Origin of the sequence: Dapis purpurea BLCC-M126 (assembly GCF_050015975.1) — a bacterium.
GTDB lineage: Bacteria > Cyanobacteriota > Cyanobacteriia > Cyanobacteriales > Microcoleaceae > Trichodesmium.
Window position 1 is genome coordinate 73142 of sequence record NZ_JBNHER010000260.1, and the last position, 23172, is coordinate 96313.

Sequence of the window (23172 nt, forward strand, 5' to 3'; positions counted from 1 at the left end):
AGTCAGATTTGGAGACAGAAAAACCTCTGGAAACTGAGTCTAAGGTAACACAAATACCTAAAACTGATGTAGAGGTAGAAAAATCTCCAGAAACTAAGTCAGATGTGGAAACAGAAAAACCTCTGGAAACTAAGTCTAAGGTAACACAAATACCTAAAACTGATGTAGAGGTGGAAAAATCTCCAGAAACTAAGTCAGATGTGGAAACAGAAAAATCTTCAGAAGTATTAGAAACCTCGAAAAATTTAGCTAATCCTCTTGTGCAAAGGTTGTTCAATCGTTATTTACGGAAAGATACATCAGCAGATGAAACTTTAGCCAAAAGACCAGAAGCGAATGTAGAGGTAGAAAAATCTCCAGAAACTAAGTCTTCAGAAGTATCAGCAGATGAAACTTTAGCCAAAAGACCAGAAACGAATGTAGAGATAGAAAAATCTCCAGAAACTAAGTCTTCAGAAGTATCAGTAGATGAAACTTTAGCAAAAAGATCAGAGACGAATGTAGAGATAGAAAAGTCTCCAGAAACTAAGTCTTCAGAAGTATCAGCAGATGAAACTTTAGCCAAAAGACCAGAAACGAATGTAGAGATAGAAAAATCTCCAGAAACTAAGTCAGATGTGGAAACAGAAAAATCTTCAGAAGTATCAGTAGATGAAACTTTAGCAGCAACGCCTCAGACTGAGATTACTGATTATAAAGATAATGATGCTAACAACCAAAAAGAAGAAACTCTATCTCTAGAGGAAGATAGGGAAAAGACAATCAATTCCTTAAATGAAAAACTAAAAGTAGACCCAAATCAAGCTCATGTCTACTACAAGCTTGGCAAAATACTTTCTCAACAGGGAAATTATCAGGAAGCGATCGCTAACTTTACTAAAGCAATAGAACTTAATGTGAAGAAAGCTTCTAGGTATTTCAATCAACGAGGTGTTGCTCTTTCCCGTTTAGAAGATTATCAGGGGGCACTTGCTGATTTTACTGATGCGATTGAAATTGCTTCCAGTAATTCTAATGCTCGTCATAACAGAGGACGTCTTTACCATGTGATGAAAGATTATAAACTTGCTATTGAAGATTTTTCAGTAGTTATAGAAGCTAATCCTCAAGATGCAGATGCCTATAATAATCGAGGTATTTGTCGTTATGAAATTAAAGAATTTGATGGAGCGATAGCTGATTTTACTGAAGCTATTAAGATTAATCCTAACGATGCAGATGCTTATCATAATCGGGGTATTTCTAATTATGAAATAGGAGATCGTCAACAGGCAATAGATGATTATACAGAAGCAATTAAACTGGAACCAAAAGATGGTAAAAGTTATCGTAATCGAGGTATGATTCGTTATTTCATTGAAGATGATGACGGGGGAATAGATGACTTGAAAAAAGCTGCTGATATCTATCAGGAAAAAGGACAAAATGAAGATTATCTGGCAGTAATGAAAATGATACAGAAAGATACATCAGTAGATGAAACTTTAGCAAAAAAACCTGAGAGTAATGTAGAGGTAGAAAAATCTTTAGAAACTAAGTCAGATGCGGAAACAGAGAAATCTTCAGAAGTATCAGTAGATGAAACTTTAGCAAAAAGACCTCAGACTGAAATTACTGATTATAAAGATAGTGATACTAACAACCAAAAAGAAGAAACTCTATCTCTAGAAGAAGATAGAGAAAAGACAATCAATTCTTTAAATGAAGCACTAAAAGTAGACCCAAATCAAGGTCATGTCTACTACAAGCTTGGCAAAATACTTTCTCAACAGGGAAATTATCAGGAGGCAATCGCTAAGTTTAATAAAGCAATAGAACTTAACGCGAAGAAAGGTTCTACCTATTTCAATCAACGAGGTGTTGCTCTTTCCCGTTTAGAAGATTATCAGGGGGCACTTGCTGATTTTACTGATGCGATTGAAATTGCTTCCAGTAATTCTAATGCTCGTCATAACAGAGGACGTCTTTACCATGTGATGAAAGATTATAAACTTGCTATTGAAGATTTTTCAGTAGTTATAGAAGCTAATCCTCAAGATGCAGATGCCTATAATAATCGAGGTATTTGTCGTTATGAAATTAAAGAATTTGATGGAGCGATAGCTGATTTTACTGAAGCTATTAAGATTAATCCTCAAGATGCAGATGCTTATCATAATCGAGGTATTTCTAATTATGAAATAGGGGGTCATCAACAGGCAATAGATGATTATACAGAGGCAATTAAACTGGAACCAACAGATGCTAAAAGTTATTATAATCGAGGTATGATTCGTTATTTTATTAAAGATTATGAGGCAGGCATAAATGACTTTCAAAAAGCTGCTGATATCTATCAACAAAAAGGACAAGATGAAGATTATCTGGAAGTAATGAAAATGATACAGAAAGATACATCAGTAGATGAAACTTTAGAACAAACATCTCAGACTAATGTAGAAGTGGAAAAATCTCCAGAAACTGAGACTAATGTAGAAACAGAGACATCTTCAGAAGTATCAGTAGATGAAACTTTAGCAAAAAAACCTCAGACTGAGATTACTGATTATAAAGATAGTGATGCTAACAATCAACAAGAAAAAACTCTCTCTATAGAGGAAGATAGGGAAAAGACAATCAATTCATTAACGAAAGCACTAGAAGTAAATCCAAATCAAGCTCATGTCTACTACCAGCGAGGCAAAATACACTCTCAACAGGAAAATTATCAGGAGGCGATCGCTGACTTTACTGAAGCAATCAAACTTAATCCTGAGAAAGCTTATGGCTATTTAAATCAACGAGGTATTGTTCGTTCTCGTTTAGAAGATTATCAGGGGGCACTTGCTGATTTTACTAATGCGATTGAAATTGATTCCACTAATCCTAATGCTTGTCATAACAGAGGACGTCTTTACCATGCGATGAAAGATTATAAACTTGCCATTGCAGATTTTACTGTCGTTATACAAGCTAATCCTAAAGATGCAGATGCCTATAATAATCGAGGTATTTGTCTTTATGAAATTCAGGAATTTTATGGAGCGATCGCTGATTTTACTGAAGCAATTAAAATTAATCCTCACGATGCAGATGCTTATCATAATCGAGGTATTTCTAATTATGAAATAGGGGATCATCAACAGGCAATAGATGATTATACAGAAGCAATTAAACTTGAAGCTACGGATGCTAAAACTTATTATAATCGGGGTATGATCCGTTGTTTTATTAAAGATTATGAGGGAGGCATAGATGACTTTGAAAAAGCTGCTAATATCTATCAACAAAAAGGACAAAATGAGGATTATCAAGAAGTGATGAAAATGGTGAGAAAATTAAAGCGATAATTCAGATTCTTATGTTGAATCTCGATCATTTAAGTAGAGTCATCTTTAGCAATAAAGATTAATATTTTCCATGAAAACTTTGTCAAAATTAGTCCCTCAAAAGTAATAGTTATAAATGTCACGATTAGAGTGTCAAACCAATATATTATAGGAATTTCGGAGGCGCGTGAGGTAAAAAAAAAATTTTGGTAACACAAGCATCCTGCTTGTTATAGGCGTCGAAGCCTGAACTGCAAATTTACCTCACTATCCTCAACAGTCCTGTAATTCGTTCTAATACGAAGAGAAAAAATAATGTTACAAATAATCAGGGTAATTATAGCGTTTTTCACAAAGGTAGACTAGAAAACTTCTGCTTTCTGTCTTGAAGCAAAAATCTCTGTACTCTATGTTAATTAAAACTGCTATAAAATAATTTAATCGGGTTAACCTTTGATGAAAAAAGGATATTCCAGCCAATATAATGATGTCTAAAACTATTTATCCTGTCTCCTAACTCCTAAGTTGCGAGCTAAGTTTTTGTAGCAAAAATTTATCAAACTTGTATAACAAGTCAGAAAAAAATCAATCTAAATTTATATCATCATTTATTTAAATGGTTTTTCTTCCCAAAAATTGGCGCTCCCATTAGAATCAAACAACTAGATAAAAATTATTCTGGATCTGGATTTCCGATGGGATTATATGATTCGAGTTTTCTGCTTAACTTCAGAAACAAATTGCATCTAGATTATTAGGACAAACTTGTTTTGCAATTGGGTTATTGTGAATATAAATCTCAGTTAAATTTGGCAAAGATAACAAAGCATTACCATTAGAAACTTTGTTAGAATTAAGATTTATTGAAGTTAATTTTTTCAAAGAAGCAAGTGCTGTAATGTCAGAGATTTGGTTATTACTGAGATTAAGTTCTGTCAAATTAGTTAGTGAAGCAAGAGGGCTAAGATCGGAAATCTGGTTGCGACTTAAATTAAGTTCTGTCAAATTAGTTAATGATCTGACAGGAGTTAGATCTGATATTTGATTATTTGAAAGAAATAGTTTATTCAAATTAGTTAGTGAATTTAGGGGATTTATGTTAGAAATTTGATTGTTTGAAAGAATTAGTTCTTGTAATTTTGTGAGTGACTTTATAGGAGTAAGATCGGATATTTTGTTTTGAGCAAGGTAGAGTCTTTCTAGGTTTTTCAATGATGCTAAAGGAGTTAGATCTGATATTTGATTATTGTGTAAAACCAATCGAGTTAAATTAGGCAAAGAAGCTATAGGTTTAACATCAGAAATTTGTCTGCTAATTAAATTTAATCTAGTAGTAAAAGATGCTATTTGAGTGGCTTGAGAACAATCATCAGTACCAAATTTTACTAAAATTGCTTCCACAGTACGTTTAGCTTCTGGTGAAATATTATCTTTTTGATTACACCAATCAAAAAAATTATCAAAATTGCTAACTTGAGCTTGAGCAGTAGATTTTGGAATACTAGATATTGCAATAGTTAAAGTTATTCCTAGGATAGAATTTAAAACACAATTCATAATACTGGGATAGTTTATAATCATTTTTTGATTTTTTCCACTTGAGCAAAGACGAAAAGATTATACACTAGACTTGTAGCTTGATAACGTAAAAAATTCCAAAAACCTCTGCTGTGTAAATCTTGTAGTCATCGAGGAACAAAGTACTTGAAATAATTGCTAAACCATAGATATAGCAATTATATTTAAGTAGAGTGTGGTACATTTTGTGGGTTATATCAAATCCACTTGCTTTGGAGAATAAGATTCTAGTATTAGTATTGGCAAAAACTCTAAATTTGAGGGATTTGCTCATCAAACCCCTACGAAGGATTAATTTTAACGATACTACCGAATTTAATATTATGAAGGATTAATTTTAACGATACTACCGAATTTAATATTATGTATCAAAAAGAATATTTTCTATATAGCCATATTATTATCCAATACAACTATATTTTAATTCTATAAAATATTACGGGGAAAAATTTTAGCAGATCAAGAGTTGTTGTAGACTTAATCCACTTGATAAACCTATGAACCGATCGTTCACCTAATATCAAATGTGCTTACTTTGGAGTTAAGAGATTCTAAAAGAGGAAAAAATTCCAAGTAGGGCTTGGATTTGTTAAGCAAATCCATAAGAGGCATTAATTTTACCAATACTACCCAATTGAATATAACGTCAAACTAGAATTGCTATTCCAGCAAAATACTCTCAATCTATCCATAACAATTTATGAATTTTCTATACTAAAAATTCATTCAACCTTTTTTGAGAGTTTTAATCACAATTAAATCCATATACCACTGAATTATGGGAGCTAATAAACTATGCAATTTATCTAACAAAGTCATTTCTAAACCAGGAGCAATTACAAAACTTTTTTTCCTCACTCCCTGTAATATTTCAACAGCCATATCTGTTGCACTCCATAATCCAGAAGTAGCAGTAATATTTTTAGTTTCTAAAGGCTTAGTTTTATTCTCTTCCTCTAATTGTGGCGTATCTGTATCTGGTGGATAAACAACAGAAACAGAAATTCCAGATAACTTCAACTCTCCCCGCAAAGATTCTGCTAAACCTCGAATAGCAAACTTACTAGGACAATAGGGAGTATAACCATAAATTCCTATCAAACCAGCACCAGAAGAAATCATGACTATTTGCCCTTTTTTTTGTTGTTCCATTATTGGCAAAACAGCTCGTACACAATAGAGAGAACCAAAATAATTAATCGCCATTGTTTGTTCAAATATTTCTATTGGTAACTCCCGAAAATAACCAGGATAAGAAATACCCGCAGCAGTAATTAATAAATCTGGAACACCTATTTCCTTAATAGCTTGATGAATCCCATTTTCTACTTCTAATCTATTAGCAACATTAGTGGAAATAGTAAAAATTTTCTGTTTTGGATTAACCACATTACTAGTTATTTCCACCCTTGCTGCTTCTAATTTTTGAGAGTTACGAGCGATAATTGATATATTACTTCCTTGACTAGCTAATAGTTTAGCGATTTCTTTACCAATACCACTAGAACCACCTGTAATGATTGCATGTTGCCACATAAATTCCGAATATATATTAACACAGTAAGGTAGAGAGGATAATTTCTCAAGTTTCCTGAGTCAGTAACTGGTGTATATGGATGAAGCCAGAACTGACAGTACAGCAGACTATTTTGACTCTAGTGGCGATCGCTCTTTTATGTCACAAATGTGGGTAAACTTCTTGATTCTATTATATACTTAAGAGCTAATTAATAAACTTAGCTGTTTCGATAGCATTCCGCAGGAAAACTTTGATCTCATATAGCTCTGAGGAATTCAAGCTCTACTGGGAGATAACTATCAAATCACAGTTATAACAGGATTATCAGATTCTTAATATTTACTTTATTTATCGGCTTTCAGCATCCCTTTCTTTTTCTTTACTCATAGAAAAGTTAATCATCTGAGGGATTTGATTTTATGATAGTAGATTACCAAATAATTATGGTTTAAAGCCTTTCCTTTCAAGCAGAAAAAAGAAAAAAAATTCTTTTTTGTTAATCCTGTTCTGTTCAAGGAGGGATAATAATTAATTGTTCATTATGCCAGCTGTATAAGAATTTCGTCTATCGTTATTAAACCAGGGGTTAAAGTTAAAACACCCTGGCTAACTTTAAACCGCCTCTATTAGGTTGAGACGACCAATGAAATGAGTTAAAGATACTTTTCTAAAGTGTTAGCCAATGTAGTCTTGGGAACAGCACCAACTACCATATCAACTCTTTGGCCTCCCTTAAAAATCATCAAGGTAGGAATACTACGAATCCCATACTGGCTTGCTACATTTGGATTTTCGTCCGTATTTAGTTTAACTACTTTTATTTTTCCTTCATATTGTCCTGCGATTTCGTCAACTACAGGACCCACCATCCTGCATGGCCCGCACCATGGAGCCCAAAAATCTACTAAAACCGGAAGATCGCTATTAAGCACATCTTCCTGGAAACTACTATCAGTTACTGGTGTTGATGATGACATTCTTTAGTAATCCTTATAATATCGATTTTTTTATGTATGGATACAGAGAATTTTTTACAACTTTCTAGACAATTACTGTTCAAAGTTGTCAACTTATTCATTCAGGTGTTTCTCTAAAGTTTGAGCCAATGTAGTCTTGGGAACAGCACCAACCACCATGTCAACTCTTTGGCCTCCCTTAAAAATCATCAAGGTAGGAATACTACGAATCCCATACTGGCTTGCTACATTTGGATTTTCGTCCGTATTTAATTTAACTACTTTTATTTGTCCTTCATATTGTCCTGCGATTTCGTCAACGACAGGACCCACCATTCTGCATGGCCCGCACCAAGGTGCCCAGAAGTCTACTAAAACTGGAACATTACTCTCAAGCACTTCCTGGCTGAAACTGCTATCGGTTACTGGTGTTGCTGATGACATTTCTTAGTAATCCTTAAATATCTATCTTTGAGTCTACTCTATTGAATTATCCCATTATCTGGTACAGGAGTCGATCAAATTTTTGAGATACCACACTTTTCTGAATTATATAGATTTTGAAAAATATGCTAAATATATATTCTACTATAGACTGATCGATAATGTATTGTATTATCCTCAACAAAATATCATATCTTGTCTTCAATCAGAGTATTCATTATTCTTGTGACAAAACTTTTTCTCATCCTCGCCTCATCTAGACACACTTAATAAATTAAATTTTATGGGACTCGTTTAGCCCAACTTAAACCTACAAAAATCTAAAGTACAGCTAGCTTAGTCCATATTATTTGAACTATGAAAACTGAATATATTTATAGGTATAAAATAGACATCTAATTATCAACTACAGTTGCTGGCTCATAGAGATATTCAAACCAGTTACCGTCTAAATCGTTACAATAGAAAGAAGCTGTGCCATCTCGGTGTTCATGGATGGGAGAGACTTGGAGTTCTAGATTTATAAGCTGTTCGTAGGCCATTTCCATTTCTGAACGATCACTAAACACAAACCCAAAATGTGGCCCTGCTTGGTCATATCCAGGACTCAAAAGTGCGAGTCCATCATCTCCTGCTTTAAGATATGCCCAGTCAGAATCTTTCCAGGCTATCTCCATGCCCAGATTTTTATAGAACTCTACTGCTTTGTCAACGTCTTGGACGCAGATAGCTACATGGCCTAATCTTTTTAATTTCATAGTTAAAAATTATTAAAATTTATTTATTTTTATTTATTTCTAAATTTACAGGTGTGAGATTGGGGAATAACATAAAAATCCCGATCAGTTATCATACTTTTAATAATAGCGACTAAATTCTTGATTGATTAAGTCTTTAAAAGCCTTCCCAATAGCTTGATTATTTTTTCAGTAGAAGCTGAATTGACAGTTAAGTAGGAAGACTCAGTTTAAAAATTACTTTACTTTTGACCATTGACTGACTGACCAGAAAATAAGGTCTCAAGCCTACTCTTTCAAAAGGATAAAAAAAAGAAAATTCAGTATTTCAAGCTCTCCCTCCTACTGAAGTAGAACGTACTGTTAACTAATAACTGATAACTGAAATGACCAATGACCCTCTTAATTTGATACCCTAACTAAAATGGTCTTGGGAGTTGGTAAAAGCAGTGGATATAATTATTGGACGTGGAAAAACAGCTCGTAGAGCTTACGGAATCGATGAAATTGCCTTAGTTCCTGGGCAACGTACACTTGATCCAAATTTAGCAGACACCAGATGGAGCATTGGTGGTATTGAAAGAGAAATACCCATCATGGCTAGTGCAATGGATGGAGTAGTTGATGTCCAAATGGCAGTTATCTTATCAAAGTTAGGGGCTATAGGAGTTATAAACCTAGAAGGTATTCAAACTCGTTATGCTGACCCAGAGCCAATCTTAGAAAAAATTAGGTCTGTTGGCAAAGACGAATTTGTGACTTTGATGCAGGAACTTTATGCAACCTCAATCCAACCAGAATTAATTTCTCAGAGAATTAAGGAAATAAAAAGTCAAGGTGGTATCGCAGCAGTAAGTTTAACTCCTGCAGGAGCAATGAAATATGGGAAAGTAGTTGCTGATGCTGGTGCCGACTTATTTTTTGTCCAAGCAACGGTTGTTTCAACTGCATTTCTCTCATCTGAATCAGTACCGACTCTTGACTTGGTTCAATTTTGTCAATCAATGCCTATGCCTGTGATTTTGGGCAACTGTGTTACTTATGAAGTGGCTTTAAATTTGATGAAAGCAGGAGCCGCAGGAGTACTAGTAGGTATTGGCCCAGGTGCAGCTTGCACATCTCGCGGTGTTTTAGGTGTTGGAGTTCCCCAAGCGACAGCAGTAGCAGACTGTGCCGCAGCACGAGATGATTATTACCAACAAACAGGGAATTATGTACCAGTTATTGCTGATGGGGGTTTGATTACTGGTGGTGATATTTGTAAATGTATTGCTTGTGGTGCTGATAGTGTGATGATTGGTTCACCCGTGGCTAGGGCAGTTGAAGCTCCTGGACATGGTTATCATTGGGGCATGGCTACTCCTAGTCCAGTATTGCCTCGTGGCACTCGGATTCAGGTAGGTACAACTGGAACGATAAAACAAATCATGTGTGGCCCAGCCCAATTGGACGATGGTACTCATAATTTATTGGGCGCTCTCAAGACTAGCATGGGAACTTTGGGTGCTAAGGATTTGAAGGAAATGCAACAGGTTGAAGTGGTAATTGCTCCTTCCTTATTAACTGAGGGTAAAGTTTATCAAAAAGCTCAAAAATTGGGAATGGGCAAGTAGATTTACTTGCTTAATAAAACTCAAGATATCTCATACCCTTGACAAAATTTGTGAAGTAGTTTTTAAATTTATCAATTATCCTGGAATTATCTGAAAGGAAATGTCACAATAGAGATAGCGGAGATATTATGTTTCCGTTCACTCCTCACACCACAATCCGCCCGGACTTTTTTAGTTCGGGCGGTTCCTTTGGTAACTTGAGGTTTAATTAGATTTTTGAGCTTATAGCAGTTTTGATTAATAGTCTTTTCCTAACGAAGATGCTTGGTGGGCTTAATGTCAGAAGTCAATAATCAGAAGTCAGAAGTTAGTAGTGATTTTTGGGCTTTAGACATGAGTACTGGATAGAAACTTTATGGGACCATAGCAAATTGATAAATGTTTGTTACAAATGGTAGAAGTTAGGAAGAAGAAAGACCGAAATTGGAGTAGATTTTGAAAAAAAAAGGAAAATGTATAGAGATAGCTGTCTAAAATGAATTAGAGAAGTTTTTTTTAAGTATCTATCTTTCTTTGAGATATACCTTTTTGTAGTATTATTTTTTCAAAGTGGTATAAAACATCCCGATCTTCACTTACTGATAGAAATGGTGATAGTGTAGAAAATCCTTAGTATCTCAGAAACTCAGAGAAAAGATTGAAGAAACTACAACTCAGAGTATTAAGCCCTCATCAAAAAGGTAAAATTTAATCCAACAACATCGTTACCGTAGCAAGGGGTTTCCATATTAAATTAATTATAGAATTTAAACTGTACATATCTTTAAGGAAAGAATTATCCAAAAAATATCTATTTTCAGATTTCATCATTCCTGATTGTGCAATACCGAAGCTCCAGGAAAATAAACAAGTTTGCGGGATTAGAGTGGCTAGTTATTTGAGTTATGGGATTTTAGTCTCCAAACTTTTAGTGATACCAAATCCAGTTATTAAAAATACCTTTTTCAAAATCCTCTATAACTATCTCTCCATCTGCCTATCCTCCCATCTCCCCACTTTCCCAAAAGGATACTCTATAAACCGGATTTAGTATGAAATCGGATTTCGTCAAATAAAAATTCAATTTATGCAGACATTCGACTCAAGTAGATGTATTAACTATCAAGAATATTCTAAAGTCTAAATTATCCCAACATTACAATATGACCCAGAAATTAGTTTTAAGAAATAATCGTCGAAAATCCCTACTTTCACACTGGCGAAATATAGATTGGTCTCTGCTATTGATTTATATAGGAATGACTATCTTTGGTGGAGTTATGATCCAAAGTGTGGAAAGAAACCAAGGCTTAACAGACTGGTGGCAGCATTGGCTCACTGGAGGAGTAGGCTTAATTTTGGCCTTAATTATTGCTCGTTGTCGCTACGAAGTTTTAGTTAACTGGAAATGGATAATTTATATCTTGACCAATATCTCTTTAGTTGCGGTACAAGTCATAGGTACTTCAGCCCTAGGGGCACAAAGATGGATTAATGTTGCAGGTTTCCATGTTCAACCCTCAGAATTTGCGAAGGTTGGGGTAATTATTACCTTAGCGGCAATACTCTCGTCACAGACTAAGGTAAAGCTACTAGACTTTTTTAAAGTTCTGATAATTACAGCAGTACCTTGGTTATTAGTTTTTTTAGAACCCAACCTTGGCACTTCCTTAATATTTGCTTCAATTACTATGGGAATGCTTTACTGGGGTAATGTTAATCCTGGCTGGTTAATATTGCTTGTTTCTCCCATTTTCTCAGCTATTCTTTATAGCATTTATTTCCCTGCTTGGGTTGCCTGGATAACTTTGATGGCCTTAATTGCTTGGCGAAGTTTACCTTGGGGTTGGTTATGGGCTCCGGTAGTTGCTGGAATTAATATTCTATCTGGAAACGTTGGGCAAATATTATGGGATTTGTTGAAAGACTATCAAAAAGACCGATTAACAGGATTTCTTAATCCAGAGCAAGACCCTTTGGGTACAGGATATCATCTAATCCAATCTCGTATTGCTATTGGCTCTGGACAACTTTTTGGTAGGGGATTATATCAAGGTACTCAAACTCAACTGAATTTTATCCCAGAACAGCATACAGATTTTATCTTCTCAGCTATTGGTGAAGAATTGGGTTTTATAGGTTGTATTCTCGTACTCTTTGCTTTTTGGTTTATTTGTATGCGCTTGGTGATTATTGCTCAGAAAGCTAAAGATAATTTTGGTTCTCTCATCGCCATTGGAGTATTATCAATGTTGATATTCCAAGTTTTTGTGAACATTGGTATGAATATTGGTTTGGCTCCTGTGACTGGTATCCCATTACCTTTACTTAGTTATGGGCGATCAGCTTTGTTGAGTAATTTTATTGCTCTGGGGTTGGTGCAGTCAGTTGCCAATTATAGACCTAAACAAAATTTTTGAGACCAAAGTCTGCTTTCTTTCTTAAGTAACAGCGAAGAAAAATATGTAGATTAGAATTAAAGAGGAATGGTTACTGGGAAAAGTTCATCAAAATAATTGAATTGGGCAACCCTACCTTGATTGGCGAAATGTTTTTGGAGGGTTGCTCACTCCGTTACAAAAACAAATTCAGAAGTCAGAATTTGTCTAATGAACACACAATTTTTGTAATTGTAGTATCATATATTTCAGAGTTCATAATCCTTGATAAATAAGCTTTGATTCAATCGGAGACTTTAGAATTACTAGAATGGCCTCGCTTGTGTCAACATCTGGCCACTTTTACAGCAACTAAACTGGGTGCAATTGCTACTCATCATTTACCAATTCCGTCAACAAGGACGGAGACAATACAGTTATTAGCCCAAACTCAGGAAGTATACAAACTAGAAACTCTTCTCACACAGGGTTTGTCTTTTGACGGGATTGAAGATATTGGTGATTCCCTGGAAAGAGCAGAATTGGGTGGTATCCTTTCTGGAGGTGAACTTTTAGCTATTACTACAACTCTGGCTGGATCTCGTAAGTTGCGTCGGGCAATTGATAGTTATGAGTCAGAATATGAGTTGTCTGTTTTGCCCGAATTGGTAGCTGACTTGCGGACTTATCCAGAGTTAGAACAAGAAATTCACCGTTGTATAGATGATCGGGGGGATGTTACGGATAGAGCTAATCCTAAACTCGCAGGAATTCGTGAGAAAATGCACCATCTCCGGGATCGTATCGATCATATTCTCCGAGGAATTTTACAAAGGAAAGCAGGTGCTATTCAACAACCTATTATTACTCAACGGGGCGATCGCTTTGTAATCCCTGTTAAGGCTCCTCAAAAGGATGCTGTTCCTGGTATTGTTCACGATACATCCACAACAGGCTCCACATTATACATTGAACCTAATGCAGTTGTCAACCTCAATAACCAAATGCGACAACTGCAACGTCAAGCTCAAAGGGAAGAGGAAGCTATTAGGCAAGCTCTAACTGAGCAAGTAGCAGAAGTCAAGGAAGACTTAGAGCAGTTATTGGCGATCGCTACTATTATTGACTTAGCTACAGCTCGCGCTCGTTATAGTTTATGGTTGGGAGCTAATCCTCCTCAGTTTACTGACCCAGACTCGGACCAACCTATGACCATGCGTCAATTAAGGCATCCGTTGTTAGTATGGCAAGAGCAGCATGAACAGGGAAATTCGGTAATACCTATTGATGTAAATGTTAGACCGCCAGTCAGAGTTGTAGCAATTACTGGCCCTAATACTGGTGGTAAAACTGTTACTCTGAAAACTCTGGGATTAGCTGCACTAATGGCAAAAGTGGGGTTGTTTATTCCTGCGAATGATCCTGTAGAGTTGCCTTGGTTTGAGCAAATATTAGCTGATATTGGTGATGAGCAGTCTTTAGAGCAAAGTTTATCTACTTTTTCTGGTCATATTCGGCGAATTATTAGAATTTTAGAAGCCATAGATAGAGAGGAGTCAGGAGTCAGGAGTCAGGAGTCAGAATATCAAGAGGAGTCAGGAGTCAGGAGTCAGGAGTCAGAAGTAATAGAAGTTGATGATTGTTCTGAGGATGAAAATAATTTAGAAGTTGATGATTTTTCTGTAGATGAAAATCTAGAAAATTCTTGTTTATCACCTACTCTTGTTTTGTTAGATGAAGTTGGTGCTGGTACTGACCCGACTGAGGGTAGTGCTTTAGCAATTTCTCTACTACAATATTTGGCAGATAACGCACTATTAACAGTGGCAACTACTCACTTTGGAGAACTAAAAGCTCTCAAGTATGAAGATGAAAGGTTTGAAAATGCTTCAGTAGAATTTGATACTAATTCCTTACAACCAACTTATCGTCTACTTTGGGGAATTCCGGGGCGGTCTAATGCCATGACTATTGCTGGTAGATTAGGTTTAAAACAGGATATTATTGATAGAGCCCAAGATTACGTTGGGGGAGATTCAGAGGATGTAAATCAAGTAATTGCAGGTTTAGAAGAGCAAAGACAAAAGCAGGAAACTAAGGCAAAAGAAGCATCTGAATTATTACAAGAAACTGAGTATTTGCATCAAGAAGTTGCTCGAAAAGCTGAAGCTTTGAAGGAACGGGAACGGGAATTAAAGTTGGCGCAGGAAGTAGCAGTACAGGAAAAAATTGCTGAAGCAAAGGCGGAGATCGCGACGGTTATTCGGAATTTACAACAAGGCCCGTTAATTGCTAGAAATGCTCAGAAAGCGACTAATGCTATTAATGAAATTTCTGAGAAATATTTGCCTTCTCGTACTCTTCCACCCAAGAAACCTAGTTTTATGCCGAAGGAAGGAGATAGAATTAGAATTCCGAAAATTGGGCAAACGGCAGAAGTGTTGACTGCTCCTAATGAAAATGATGAGTTAACTGTTAAATTTGGAATAATGAAAATGACGGTTAATTTGAGAGAAGTTGAATCTCTTGATGGTGAGAAGGTAGAGTCTTTTAAGAAGAGTAAAAATGTAGAATCTCAAAAGACTAAAAAATCAGAAAGTAAGTCTAAGGAAACTCAACCAGAAGTTAATTCTAGTGGTTTAGCTGTTCGTACTTCTCAAAATAGTATTGATATTCGTGGTAGTCGGGTAGCGGATGCTCAAATCGAGGTTGATAGGGCGTTATCGAAAGCCATCGAATATGGTTTATTGTGGATTATTCATGGTAAGGGTACTGGTAAGTTGAGGCAAGGTATCCATGAATTTTTGCAGGAAAATCCTTTAGTGGAACGTTTTGAGTTAGCTGGTAGGAATGATGGAGGTAGTGGGGTGACTATTGCTCATTTGAAGTAAAGTCAGAATTTAGAAAAAATTTGTAGTGGACTGTTTCAGCTAAAACAGTATATTAGAATAGTCATTGCGAACGATAGTGAAGCAATCTCAGACCAATTTCCTATTGCAACATTTAAGATGAAACAATCCACTATTCCCTATTCCTTATTCCCTAGCTCCTGAAACTGACTGAATAACCAAGTGTAAATTGGGATTTGATTTTCTTGACGAGTGCGTTGTAGCACTTCTTCTAAGAAAGAAATTGCTAAACCAGGTAAAACTTGAGACTGGTTAATTCTTTGACTACCTCTATTGGCAATAGCAAAGGCAATAACTTCTACCTTCTGTACATCAACTATCCAATATTCAGCAATATTCATTGCTTCATACAACAAACGCTTTTCCCCTAGATCGTCTGCGAGGGAAGTATTGGCAATTTCTATAACTAGATTTGCTGGAGGATAAATATCTAGGTCAATAATAGATGTTTCCAAAGGAATTACATCTGCATTTTCTCCGATATAGTAGGAAATGTCTGGTTGAGCTGCTCCAAATCCTGTTTTGCGGTAAGTGCAATTATCAATACAGTTGACGTTAATGTTTTTGGCTCCAGCAAATAGATTAATTGCTGTGATGATAAGTGCATGGTCTCTACCGTGCTTGTATCCTAATGGTGACATTTCGATTCTAAATTTTCCGTTGTGGTAGTAACTTTTGGTTTTTTCGTAACTTGGGTTGTCAATGGTTTGGATATATTCTTCCCAAGTTGCTGTTATCCAAGTGTCTGTGGGTATTTGTGTTTGAGTTTTGTTCATTGTATTTCAGTTATCAGTTATTAGTACACTGCAATAATAATGAAGTTAAAGAATATTGTAGCGTTTTTTAGCCTGGTCTTAATCGCAAAGATGCTTGATGTTTTTGTCTTTGGTGGTTTTGAGATAAGCACTCGCCCAGTTACAAGCACGGTTGAGTAGGTCGTCTAAGTCTGCGTTTAATAGCAATACTCCTGACTGGTTTTGTACGGCGATCGCTTTCCCATCAGGACTAAATTTTTCCCCTAAGAATGAGTTGGTTGTGTAGAGTTGGGTTTCTTGGGTAAATATGCCATTGAGTAGATGGAGTGTTACTTTACCATAGTCATGTTCGATGGCTAGAATATCACTGTTAGGGCTGAAACTAATACTCTCAACTAACTCATTCTCATTCTTAATCCGTTTTTTCAGTTTTTTCTTCTCAAAATCCCATAATATAACAGTATCATTATTACTAACTGAAGCGATCATTTTCCCGTCAGGACTAAAAGTTACCTTACTCACTATATCTGTATGACCCTCAAAAGTGCTGATAAGTTTTCCCTCCAAACTCCAAAGTTTTAATTTTTCATCATCACTACCAGAGAGAATATGTTCACCATCAGGACTAAACTTGACATCATTAATTTCTCCATAATGTCCCTTCAAAATTGTGATTAATTTTCCATCACTATCCCAAAGTTTGACAACATTACTAGAAGTAGAAACAATAAAGTTACCATCTGGATGTAAATTAATATTATTGATCCCATAATCATAAATTTGATACGGTTTTATGGGAATTCCATCACTTTTCCACAACTTAATTACACTATTTTCTAATCTTTCATAATTATAGCTAAGAGTAATAATTTTCTTACTATCACGACTAAAATCCAAACTTCTTACTTGATCTATATGTTCTAGTTTGCCAATATAAGTACCATCTATTCTCCAAAGTTTGGCAAAATTATCATCACCAATAGTAGCAATAATTTGACTATCTGGACTGAAAATAACCTTTTCAACTTTCTGGTAATGCCCACCTAAATCTTGAATTAATTTACCATCAAGGTTCCATAATTTTACTTGATTATGGCTTCTAGTAGCAATTATTTGTTTGTCCGGACTGAGAATTATTTTTTCAATTTTTTTATTATCACTATTAAAAGAATTAATTAGTTGACCACTGCGACTAAAAAAATTTACTTGATCATCGCTGACAACTGCAACAGCCTCACTGTTTGGACTAAAAACAATGTCTTCCAACTGTTGATAATTTCCATCTGATTCTGCAATTAATTCACCTTCGTTACTCCAGAATTTTATTTGGTTGTAACTGGCAGAAACAACAATCTCACTATCTGGACTAAAAGCAATTTTGTCTACTTCATTATGTTCTAGACGTTTAAGATATACTCCTTCGCTATCCCATAATTGAATAAACTTATGATTATAGATAGCAGCTATTATTTTTCCATCGGAGCTAACGCTAATATTTTTGACAGATTCCGTATTTTCCTGTAAGGGTATTTCTCCTCTATCAATATTCCACAATTTAGGAGAATAACTATAGTTAGTGCTGTTTGTAATGAAATTTTGATTGTCAGGACTAAAACTAAAAGTGTAAGAATTAGGTACAATTATTTTTGTTAGAAAATCTTGATTATTCTGTAATACTTCTACTTTTCTGAAATTGTTGTTAATTCTAGTAATAGTTGCACTTAAAAATTTGTCAAAACTACTTATATACTCTTTTCTATCAATAAAAAAATTTCCCGTCGATAAATTATCTACTTTCCAAAATATTACTGTATCATCTTCGCTCGCTGATACTAGAAATTTGTTATTCGGGCTAAAACTGAGATGCGAGATATTTTCACTATGTTTATCTACTTGATCTAAAATCCAAACCCGGTTAGACCGGTGAATATAATTTACACGCAAGTAATTTTGACTATACTTTAGAACAGAAAATATTAACTTTCTATTATCACTAATAACATTATGAGTATAATCTTCTAAAGATTCACCATATCTTTTAATAAGTTCTCCATCGACTTTATAAACTTTAAAATCATTGCCTCGACTAGACAACATAACAGTTTTATTATCTATAAACTCAATATCAGTTGTGGCATAATTATTTATATTTACATCTTCTTTTTCCTCATCAATAAACCAAAGCTTGACATTATCATAGTCGTCAGCAGAAGCAACAATCTTACCATTAGGGCTAAAAGTAACGTGGGTAACAGGGGCAGTATGTCTGTCAAAAATTTTAACTACACTACCATCTTTTATTCTCCACATTCGCACTTTTCCATCTTTACAACCTGTAGCTAAAAACTGATTATTTTGACTAAAACTAACATCCAATACATCATCACTATGTTCTAAAATAATCTCTTCTCTACTACCATCTATCCACCTAATTATTGCTCGATTATCTTTACTAGCAGAAGCAACTATTTTACCATCAGAACTAAAGTCAACCTGGGTAATATCATCAGTATGTTTATAAGAAAATTTTTCCTCTTGACTACCATCAACAGACCAAACTTTTACTGTATCATCTTTACTACCCGTAGCAATCATTTTCTCATCATTACTAAAGCTAACATGAGTTACATCATCCTCATGTTCTTCAAATCTATTAAACTCTTTTACTTCCTGAATTGCTGTACTTAATTCTGACAAAACTTGCAGTTTAGTTCCTGGAGTTGCTCCCAAAGATAACCATTTTAATTTTTTTCCTGCGTCAATAGCAGATACTAACCGATCTAGTTCTGTATTATCCTTAGAAGCTGCACTTAAACCTGACAAATAACTGTTAATTCCGAATAACGCTGTAGCAATAGCAATTCCCCCTATTGTTAAAACCATTCCCCCTAAAGTAATAGCCGCACGACGGGCAGAATTTAGTTCTTTTCGCAAAGCCTCATTCAACATTTTTTCTGTCTGTTTCCGCAGCTCTCTTTCCTTCTCCAACTCAGCAGATATCTGAGCTGCTTCTGACATTTCTTTTCTGACAAAATATGCTAAATAATCGTGAACTAATTGATAATTATCTCATGGAGTTGCCGGGATTCTAAATACTAATCTAGACTTAACTAAAACAGTTAAAATTAATTCCATCCGTTCGGGTTTCTCTGTATATTCTTCCAACTCCACCCGACTTTTGAGGGGGCGAGTATTATTCTCGTCTGTGAGGAAATATAAAACTACTTTTGCTAACCTTTCGTTCTCCGGTCCACAATACTTAATTACCTCTTCTAAATACCGCCCGACAAAAGCTTGTTTCGGACCTTTTGCTTGATACTCTGCTAAAGTAGTAATATTCTCACTTTGTAACTGGGACCCCACAATTTGTAATTCAATTGGTCGGACAGTTTTCAAATCTCCTGCTAAATCTTTTACTAATTCATCTATTAGTTCTGAAGTTAAAGTAAAAGTAGTTTGGGCTGTTATTCAAGGAATAACAGATTTAGCATTTTCGATAGAAAAATCACCAATGTAATAGATATAATTTTTGCTGAGAATATCGTTGTTAATAATATCTAGACTTACTATCCTATTGCATTCTAAAAGATAATTTATGAAATCTTCTCGCAGGGAAATAATTACATTTACAAAAGATATTTGCAGACATCGGTGGAGAAATTCATAGAATTGTTGACGACTATCTATGTCCTTATTATTAAAGAAAAATTCCTCAAACTGGTCAAATATTAAAACTGTTACTGTATTCTGCTGTTCTTGCGCTCTTAAAATTGCCAGTAAGTCATCGTTAGATTTAATAGAGGCAGGTAAATTTTCTCTATTTTCCAATTGTGAAATAGCCTTTGCCAAACTATCACCAAGGTCTTGCCTCCAATTAGTATAAACTTGCTGCAAAACTGGCAAAATGTCGCTAGTTTCTATAGATTATCCTTTGAGAATTGGAATTAATCCAGCTTCCACTAAAGAACTTTTACCAACTCCAGACGGACCGTACAAAATTGTGAATCGATGCTCAGGGAGTTTAATCTTAGCTACTAGGTTTTCCACATCTGGCAACCTGCCAGAAGTAGCTATTTCTTGAGTTAGTTGTTCTGATTTTTTAATTCCTGGTAAAGCTAAATTTAATCGTTGTTTTCTTGGCTGTAATTTTCCTGCCCCAATAAAAGCTTTAATGGCAAATTGAGTCTCAATTTCTTGTTGCTCTAGTTTTTGATTAAATGCAGTTAAATAATCTCCTTTGTGGAAATAGCAATTTACCAATTCTTTGACAATCAACCGATAAAGTTCGGGGTCGTAACCAGGTTTAGTTATAGTTTTTGTTGCTTCTAAAGTTGTAATAGCTGTTTCTACTTGGTCAAGATTTTTTTGAGCTTTAGCTAAGGAAAATAAATACCAACCCTTGTGATAGTGAAGTTCCCAATCTAATGTTAGATTACTTTTGTCAGCATAATTTGATATTTCAGTAACGGCTTCTTCTAGTAAAGATAATGCTTGTTGAGCAAAGTCTTCGGTTTTATGCCAAGCTTTTCGATTTGACTTAACTTCGGCTAAAAATCCATAAGCTCTAGCTATTCTAAACTTTGTTTGATGACTTTGATGAATAGTTAAAGCTTTTTCCGCAACTTTTTCTAACTCATGCCAATCTAAAAGTCGATGATTAACCTCTGCTAAATAATTAATAAATCTATCAATCAAATCAGTTCTTTCCGCAACTTCTAAACAATTTATACATTCCTGAAAATAATCTTTTGCTTGTTGGCAACTCTGCTTATACTCCTGACGTTTTATATCAGCATAATTCCGCCACCATAAGCCTAAATAAAATAATAAATATCCTTGTTTTACTAAGTTATTAATTTGTTCCCATAGCTCTAAACTTCGCTCATAATGTTTGCAAGAATCTGCCGAATTATCTGCTAATCTACCCAGGGCAAATTCCAGATCAGCTTCTAATTCTGGCTCTAATTTTACGCCATTTTTTAATAGTTACTCTTTGTCATCTACTCCCAACTTCATTTGATTACTCTTATCTCGAATAACCCTTTCTAAACATTCACGAGAAAGTGGTAGTTTCCGCTCTTTCATGATTAAACTACGCAGCAGTTGTAATAATTCACGAACGTGACCCCCACTAATTTGACAGAGGCGGTCAAGTGTTTCTGGTGTATCAAAGACTTCGGAAATTAAACCGAGTCTCTGCTCAGAGTCTAAGTCAGGAAATGCTCTCGCCAAAACCATCTGTCGTAGATTGTTCATTCCCAAGGCATATTCATTACCATCTCGTAGTCTCACAGGTACCATTGGCAGAACTTTCGGTTCCACTGCTAGGCGACTGGTCAGTCTATTGTAATCATTGGAAAACATTAGAGACAGAGGTATAGTGTAGATAAGATGACATTTGAGTTGTCGTAACTGTTCCCCTCTATCTACAAATAAATATTCAGGTTGAGGGCGACCCCAAGCTTTAGTTCTATTTTCTACACGGTCAAGGTTATCAACTATTACTACTAAGCCTTTTTTCCCATCTTGTTTCAACTTTTCAACAGTAGGTTCAATTAATTCTGTGTTGATAATTTCCAGAATACTAGCTGTTTGTGGCTCCAAATAATCTCTCAATTTCTTACGAAGTTCAAGACTATTCTTGGTTTTAGCAGTAATTTTACCAATTTCCAAAACTAGAGATACTCCCTCATCATCGCTAGCTTTTACTTCTCCAATACCAGGCAAACCTGCTTCCAGAGAAAACTTATCTTCGGAACTAGCAGAAATTTGACCAACTCCAGGTAGTGTAGCTTCCGCAGACAAGTCTATTTCTGTTTGTAAAAGTTTGACCGCTCCGTCAATAATTCTTTGAAAACCTTTTGGTTGAGGCAAACTAATTTTTTCCAAACTCTCAATACTTTCTGTTACCCGACGAGCGATCGCCAACATAATATCGCCAATATCAACATCACCCATTTCTAAATCTTGAGAAGATTCAAAATAAACCACATGAAATTCTGCTTTTTCTAATGCAGCTTTTAGTCGTAATAATTCTGTAGATTTGCCACAACCGATATGGCCTGTAAATAGTTCACAAGTAGGCTCATTTATTGTCCCTAAGTTCTTCAATGATTTTGCCCCCTCGCACTTCAGAAAAATCTATGTAATACTTTTGGTATTGTGGGTTCTCAGCTTTTAGAACCTGACTAGGGTTTGTAGCTTGATAAAATTTCTGTAAATCTAATCCCATAATATTTTTAATGTTCTCCTAAAATCAATCTAATTTTTAATATAGCTGAAAGCTGACAGCTAATAGCTTACTATCTGGTTTTAATAAAAATTTGATTGAAGTAATACATCCCCTCAGAATTTTTAGCAATACCAATACCAGTTAAATTATAATCACCTATCATATTTTTATGATGACCAGGACTATTAATCCAACCTACAACAGCTTGTTCTCCAGGATTACTATAACCAAAATTATTAGCCAAATTTTCAGCAGCACTTCTGTAAGTAATTTTTTGACTAATTACTTCTACTCTTTCTTTAAATCCATCATGGCTAAAAGTTGCTTCTCCACTAGCCATTTGTTGAGCATGAATTGCAGCTTGTTGAGCAATAGTATTATCCCACTCTAGAGGAGGCAAGTTTTGAGATTTTCGATATTGATTTATTTGAGTAAAGACAGATTTTTTTAATCTACTAACATCAGGTGAAACTGTTACATTTGGTCTAGAGATAGGAGTTTGTATGGGATTGTTAATTTCTGGCATTTCTGGTAAATTTTCGATTAATTTTTGATAATTACAACTACTCAAAAATATTGTCAGAATCCAGAAAATTTGTTTAAAATATTTACGATTCATAAGTTAATATATTGCTTAGGCAAAGAAACCGGGTTTTTATGATAAATTGTTGTTTTTATAATAGATATCTAAGAAAAAACCCGGTTTCTGAGTTTGTCTGTGTAAGTCCTAACTTGCTGAAAACAGAACTTACACATAAAGTACG

General features: G+C 35.0%; 14 protein-coding genes and 1 pseudogene. 4 read left to right on the forward strand and 11 right to left on the reverse strand.

The window, feature by feature from the left end; translation table 11 throughout:
- The coding region (locus ACP6PL_RS23710) for a tetratricopeptide repeat protein (protein WP_426547755.1) at positions 1–3329 on the forward strand (3329 nt) is incomplete at its 5' end.
- A gap of 708 nt (positions 3330–4037) precedes the next feature.
- On the opposite strand, the gene ACP6PL_RS23715 is transcribed toward ACP6PL_RS23710, so the two are convergent.
- The 5 genes from ACP6PL_RS23715 to ACP6PL_RS23735 all read right to left on the reverse strand — a co-directional run bounded on the left by ACP6PL_RS23715 (position 4038) and on the right by ACP6PL_RS23735 (position 8563).
- A complete protein-coding gene (locus ACP6PL_RS23715) occupies positions 4038–4889 on the reverse strand; it encodes a leucine-rich repeat domain-containing protein (protein WP_426547756.1) in 852 nt (283 codons plus the stop codon).
- A gap of 723 nt (positions 4890–5612) precedes the next feature.
- Positions 5613–6422, reverse strand: a complete 810-nt coding sequence (locus tag ACP6PL_RS23720; RefSeq protein ID WP_426547757.1) for an SDR family oxidoreductase — start codon at positions 6420–6422, stop codon at positions 5613–5615.
- A gap of 636 nt (positions 6423–7058) precedes the next feature.
- Positions 7059–7382, reverse strand: a complete 324-nt coding sequence (trxA, locus tag ACP6PL_RS23725; RefSeq protein ID WP_426547758.1) for a thioredoxin — start codon at positions 7380–7382, stop codon at positions 7059–7061.
- A gap of 93 nt (positions 7383–7475) precedes the next feature.
- Positions 7476–7805 carry a thioredoxin gene (trxA, locus tag ACP6PL_RS23730; protein WP_426547759.1) on the reverse strand — a complete coding sequence of 110 codons (330 nt, stop codon included), beginning with the start codon at positions 7803–7805 and terminating at the stop codon, positions 7476–7478.
- Between the two features lie 395 nt (positions 7806–8200).
- The gene (locus ACP6PL_RS23735) at positions 8201–8563 is read right to left on the reverse strand and encodes a VOC family protein (RefSeq protein WP_426547760.1); all 363 of its coding nucleotides are present in this window, start codon (positions 8561–8563) and stop codon (positions 8201–8203) included.
- Positions 8564–8991: 428 nt separating this feature from the next.
- Between ACP6PL_RS23735 and ACP6PL_RS23740 the strand changes: the two genes are divergently transcribed.
- From ACP6PL_RS23740 to ACP6PL_RS23750, 3 genes are all read left to right on the forward strand, one after another.
- A complete protein-coding gene (locus ACP6PL_RS23740) occupies positions 8992–10155 on the forward strand; it encodes a GuaB3 family IMP dehydrogenase-related protein (protein WP_426547761.1) in 1164 nt (387 codons plus the stop codon).
- Positions 10156–11297: 1142 nt separating this feature from the next.
- A complete protein-coding gene (gene rodA, locus ACP6PL_RS23745) occupies positions 11298–12554 on the forward strand; it encodes a rod shape-determining protein RodA (RefSeq protein ID WP_426547762.1) in 1257 nt (418 codons plus the stop codon).
- 257 nt (positions 12555–12811) lie between these two features.
- Entirely contained in the window at positions 12812–15403 is a 2592-nt protein-coding gene (locus tag ACP6PL_RS23750; protein ID WP_426547763.1) for an endonuclease MutS2, read from the forward strand.
- Positions 15404–15540: 137 nt separating this feature from the next.
- On the opposite strand, the gene ACP6PL_RS23755 is transcribed toward ACP6PL_RS23750, so the two are convergent.
- From ACP6PL_RS23755 to ACP6PL_RS23780, 6 genes and pseudogenes are all read right to left on the reverse strand, one after another.
- On the reverse strand, positions 15541–16197 hold the full coding sequence (locus tag ACP6PL_RS23755) for a Uma2 family endonuclease (RefSeq protein ID WP_426547764.1): 657 nt from the start codon (positions 16195–16197) through the stop codon (positions 15541–15543).
- Positions 16198–16275: 78 nt separating this feature from the next.
- Positions 16276–19194, reverse strand: coding sequence for a WD40 repeat domain-containing protein (locus ACP6PL_RS23760; protein ID WP_426547765.1), 2919 nt, complete (start codon positions 19192–19194; stop codon positions 16276–16278).
- 51 nt (positions 19195–19245) lie between these two features.
- Positions 19246–19572, reverse strand: coding sequence for a hypothetical protein (locus ACP6PL_RS23765; RefSeq protein WP_426547766.1), 327 nt, complete (start codon positions 19570–19572; stop codon positions 19246–19248).
- A gap of 72 nt (positions 19573–19644) precedes the next feature.
- Positions 19645–20871, reverse strand: a pseudogene (locus tag ACP6PL_RS23770) (nSTAND1 domain-containing NTPase).
- Between the two features lie 291 nt (positions 20872–21162).
- Complete coding sequence (locus tag ACP6PL_RS23775) at positions 21163–22287, reverse strand: P-loop NTPase fold protein (RefSeq protein ID WP_426547767.1); 1125 nt, start codon at positions 22285–22287, stop codon at positions 21163–21165.
- Positions 22288–22478: 191 nt separating this feature from the next.
- A complete protein-coding gene (locus ACP6PL_RS23780; protein WP_426547768.1) occupies positions 22479–23027 on the reverse strand; it encodes a CAP domain-containing protein in 549 nt (182 codons plus the stop codon).
- Between the last annotated feature and the right edge of the window lie 145 nt (positions 23028–23172).

Coding starts and splice junctions, on each gene's coding strand:
- ACP6PL_RS23755 (WP_426547764.1), bottom strand. CDS start 16,197: ATGAACAAAACTCAAACACAAATACCCACAGACACTTGGATAACAGCA.
- ACP6PL_RS23780 (WP_426547768.1), bottom strand. CDS start 23,027: ATGAATCGTAAATATTTTAAACAAATTTTCTGGATTCTGACAATATTT.
- trxA (WP_426547758.1), bottom strand. CDS start 7,382: ATGTCATCATCAACACCAGTAACTGATAGTAGTTTCCAGGAAGATGTG.
- rodA (WP_426547762.1), top strand. CDS start 11,298: ATGACCCAGAAATTAGTTTTAAGAAATAATCGTCGAAAATCCCTACTT.
- ACP6PL_RS23735 (WP_426547760.1), bottom strand. CDS start 8,563: ATGAAATTAAAAAGATTAGGCCATGTAGCTATCTGCGTCCAAGACGTT.
- ACP6PL_RS23760 (WP_426547765.1), bottom strand. CDS start 19,194: ATGTCAGAAGCAGCTCAGATATCTGCTGAGTTGGAGAAGGAAAGAGAG.
- trxA (WP_426547759.1), bottom strand. CDS start 7,805: ATGTCATCAGCAACACCAGTAACCGATAGCAGTTTCAGCCAGGAAGTG.
- ACP6PL_RS23720 (WP_426547757.1), bottom strand. CDS start 6,422: ATGTGGCAACATGCAATCATTACAGGTGGTTCTAGTGGTATTGGTAAA.
- ACP6PL_RS23715 (WP_426547756.1), bottom strand. CDS start 4,889: ATGATTATAAACTATCCCAGTATTATGAATTGTGTTTTAAATTCTATC.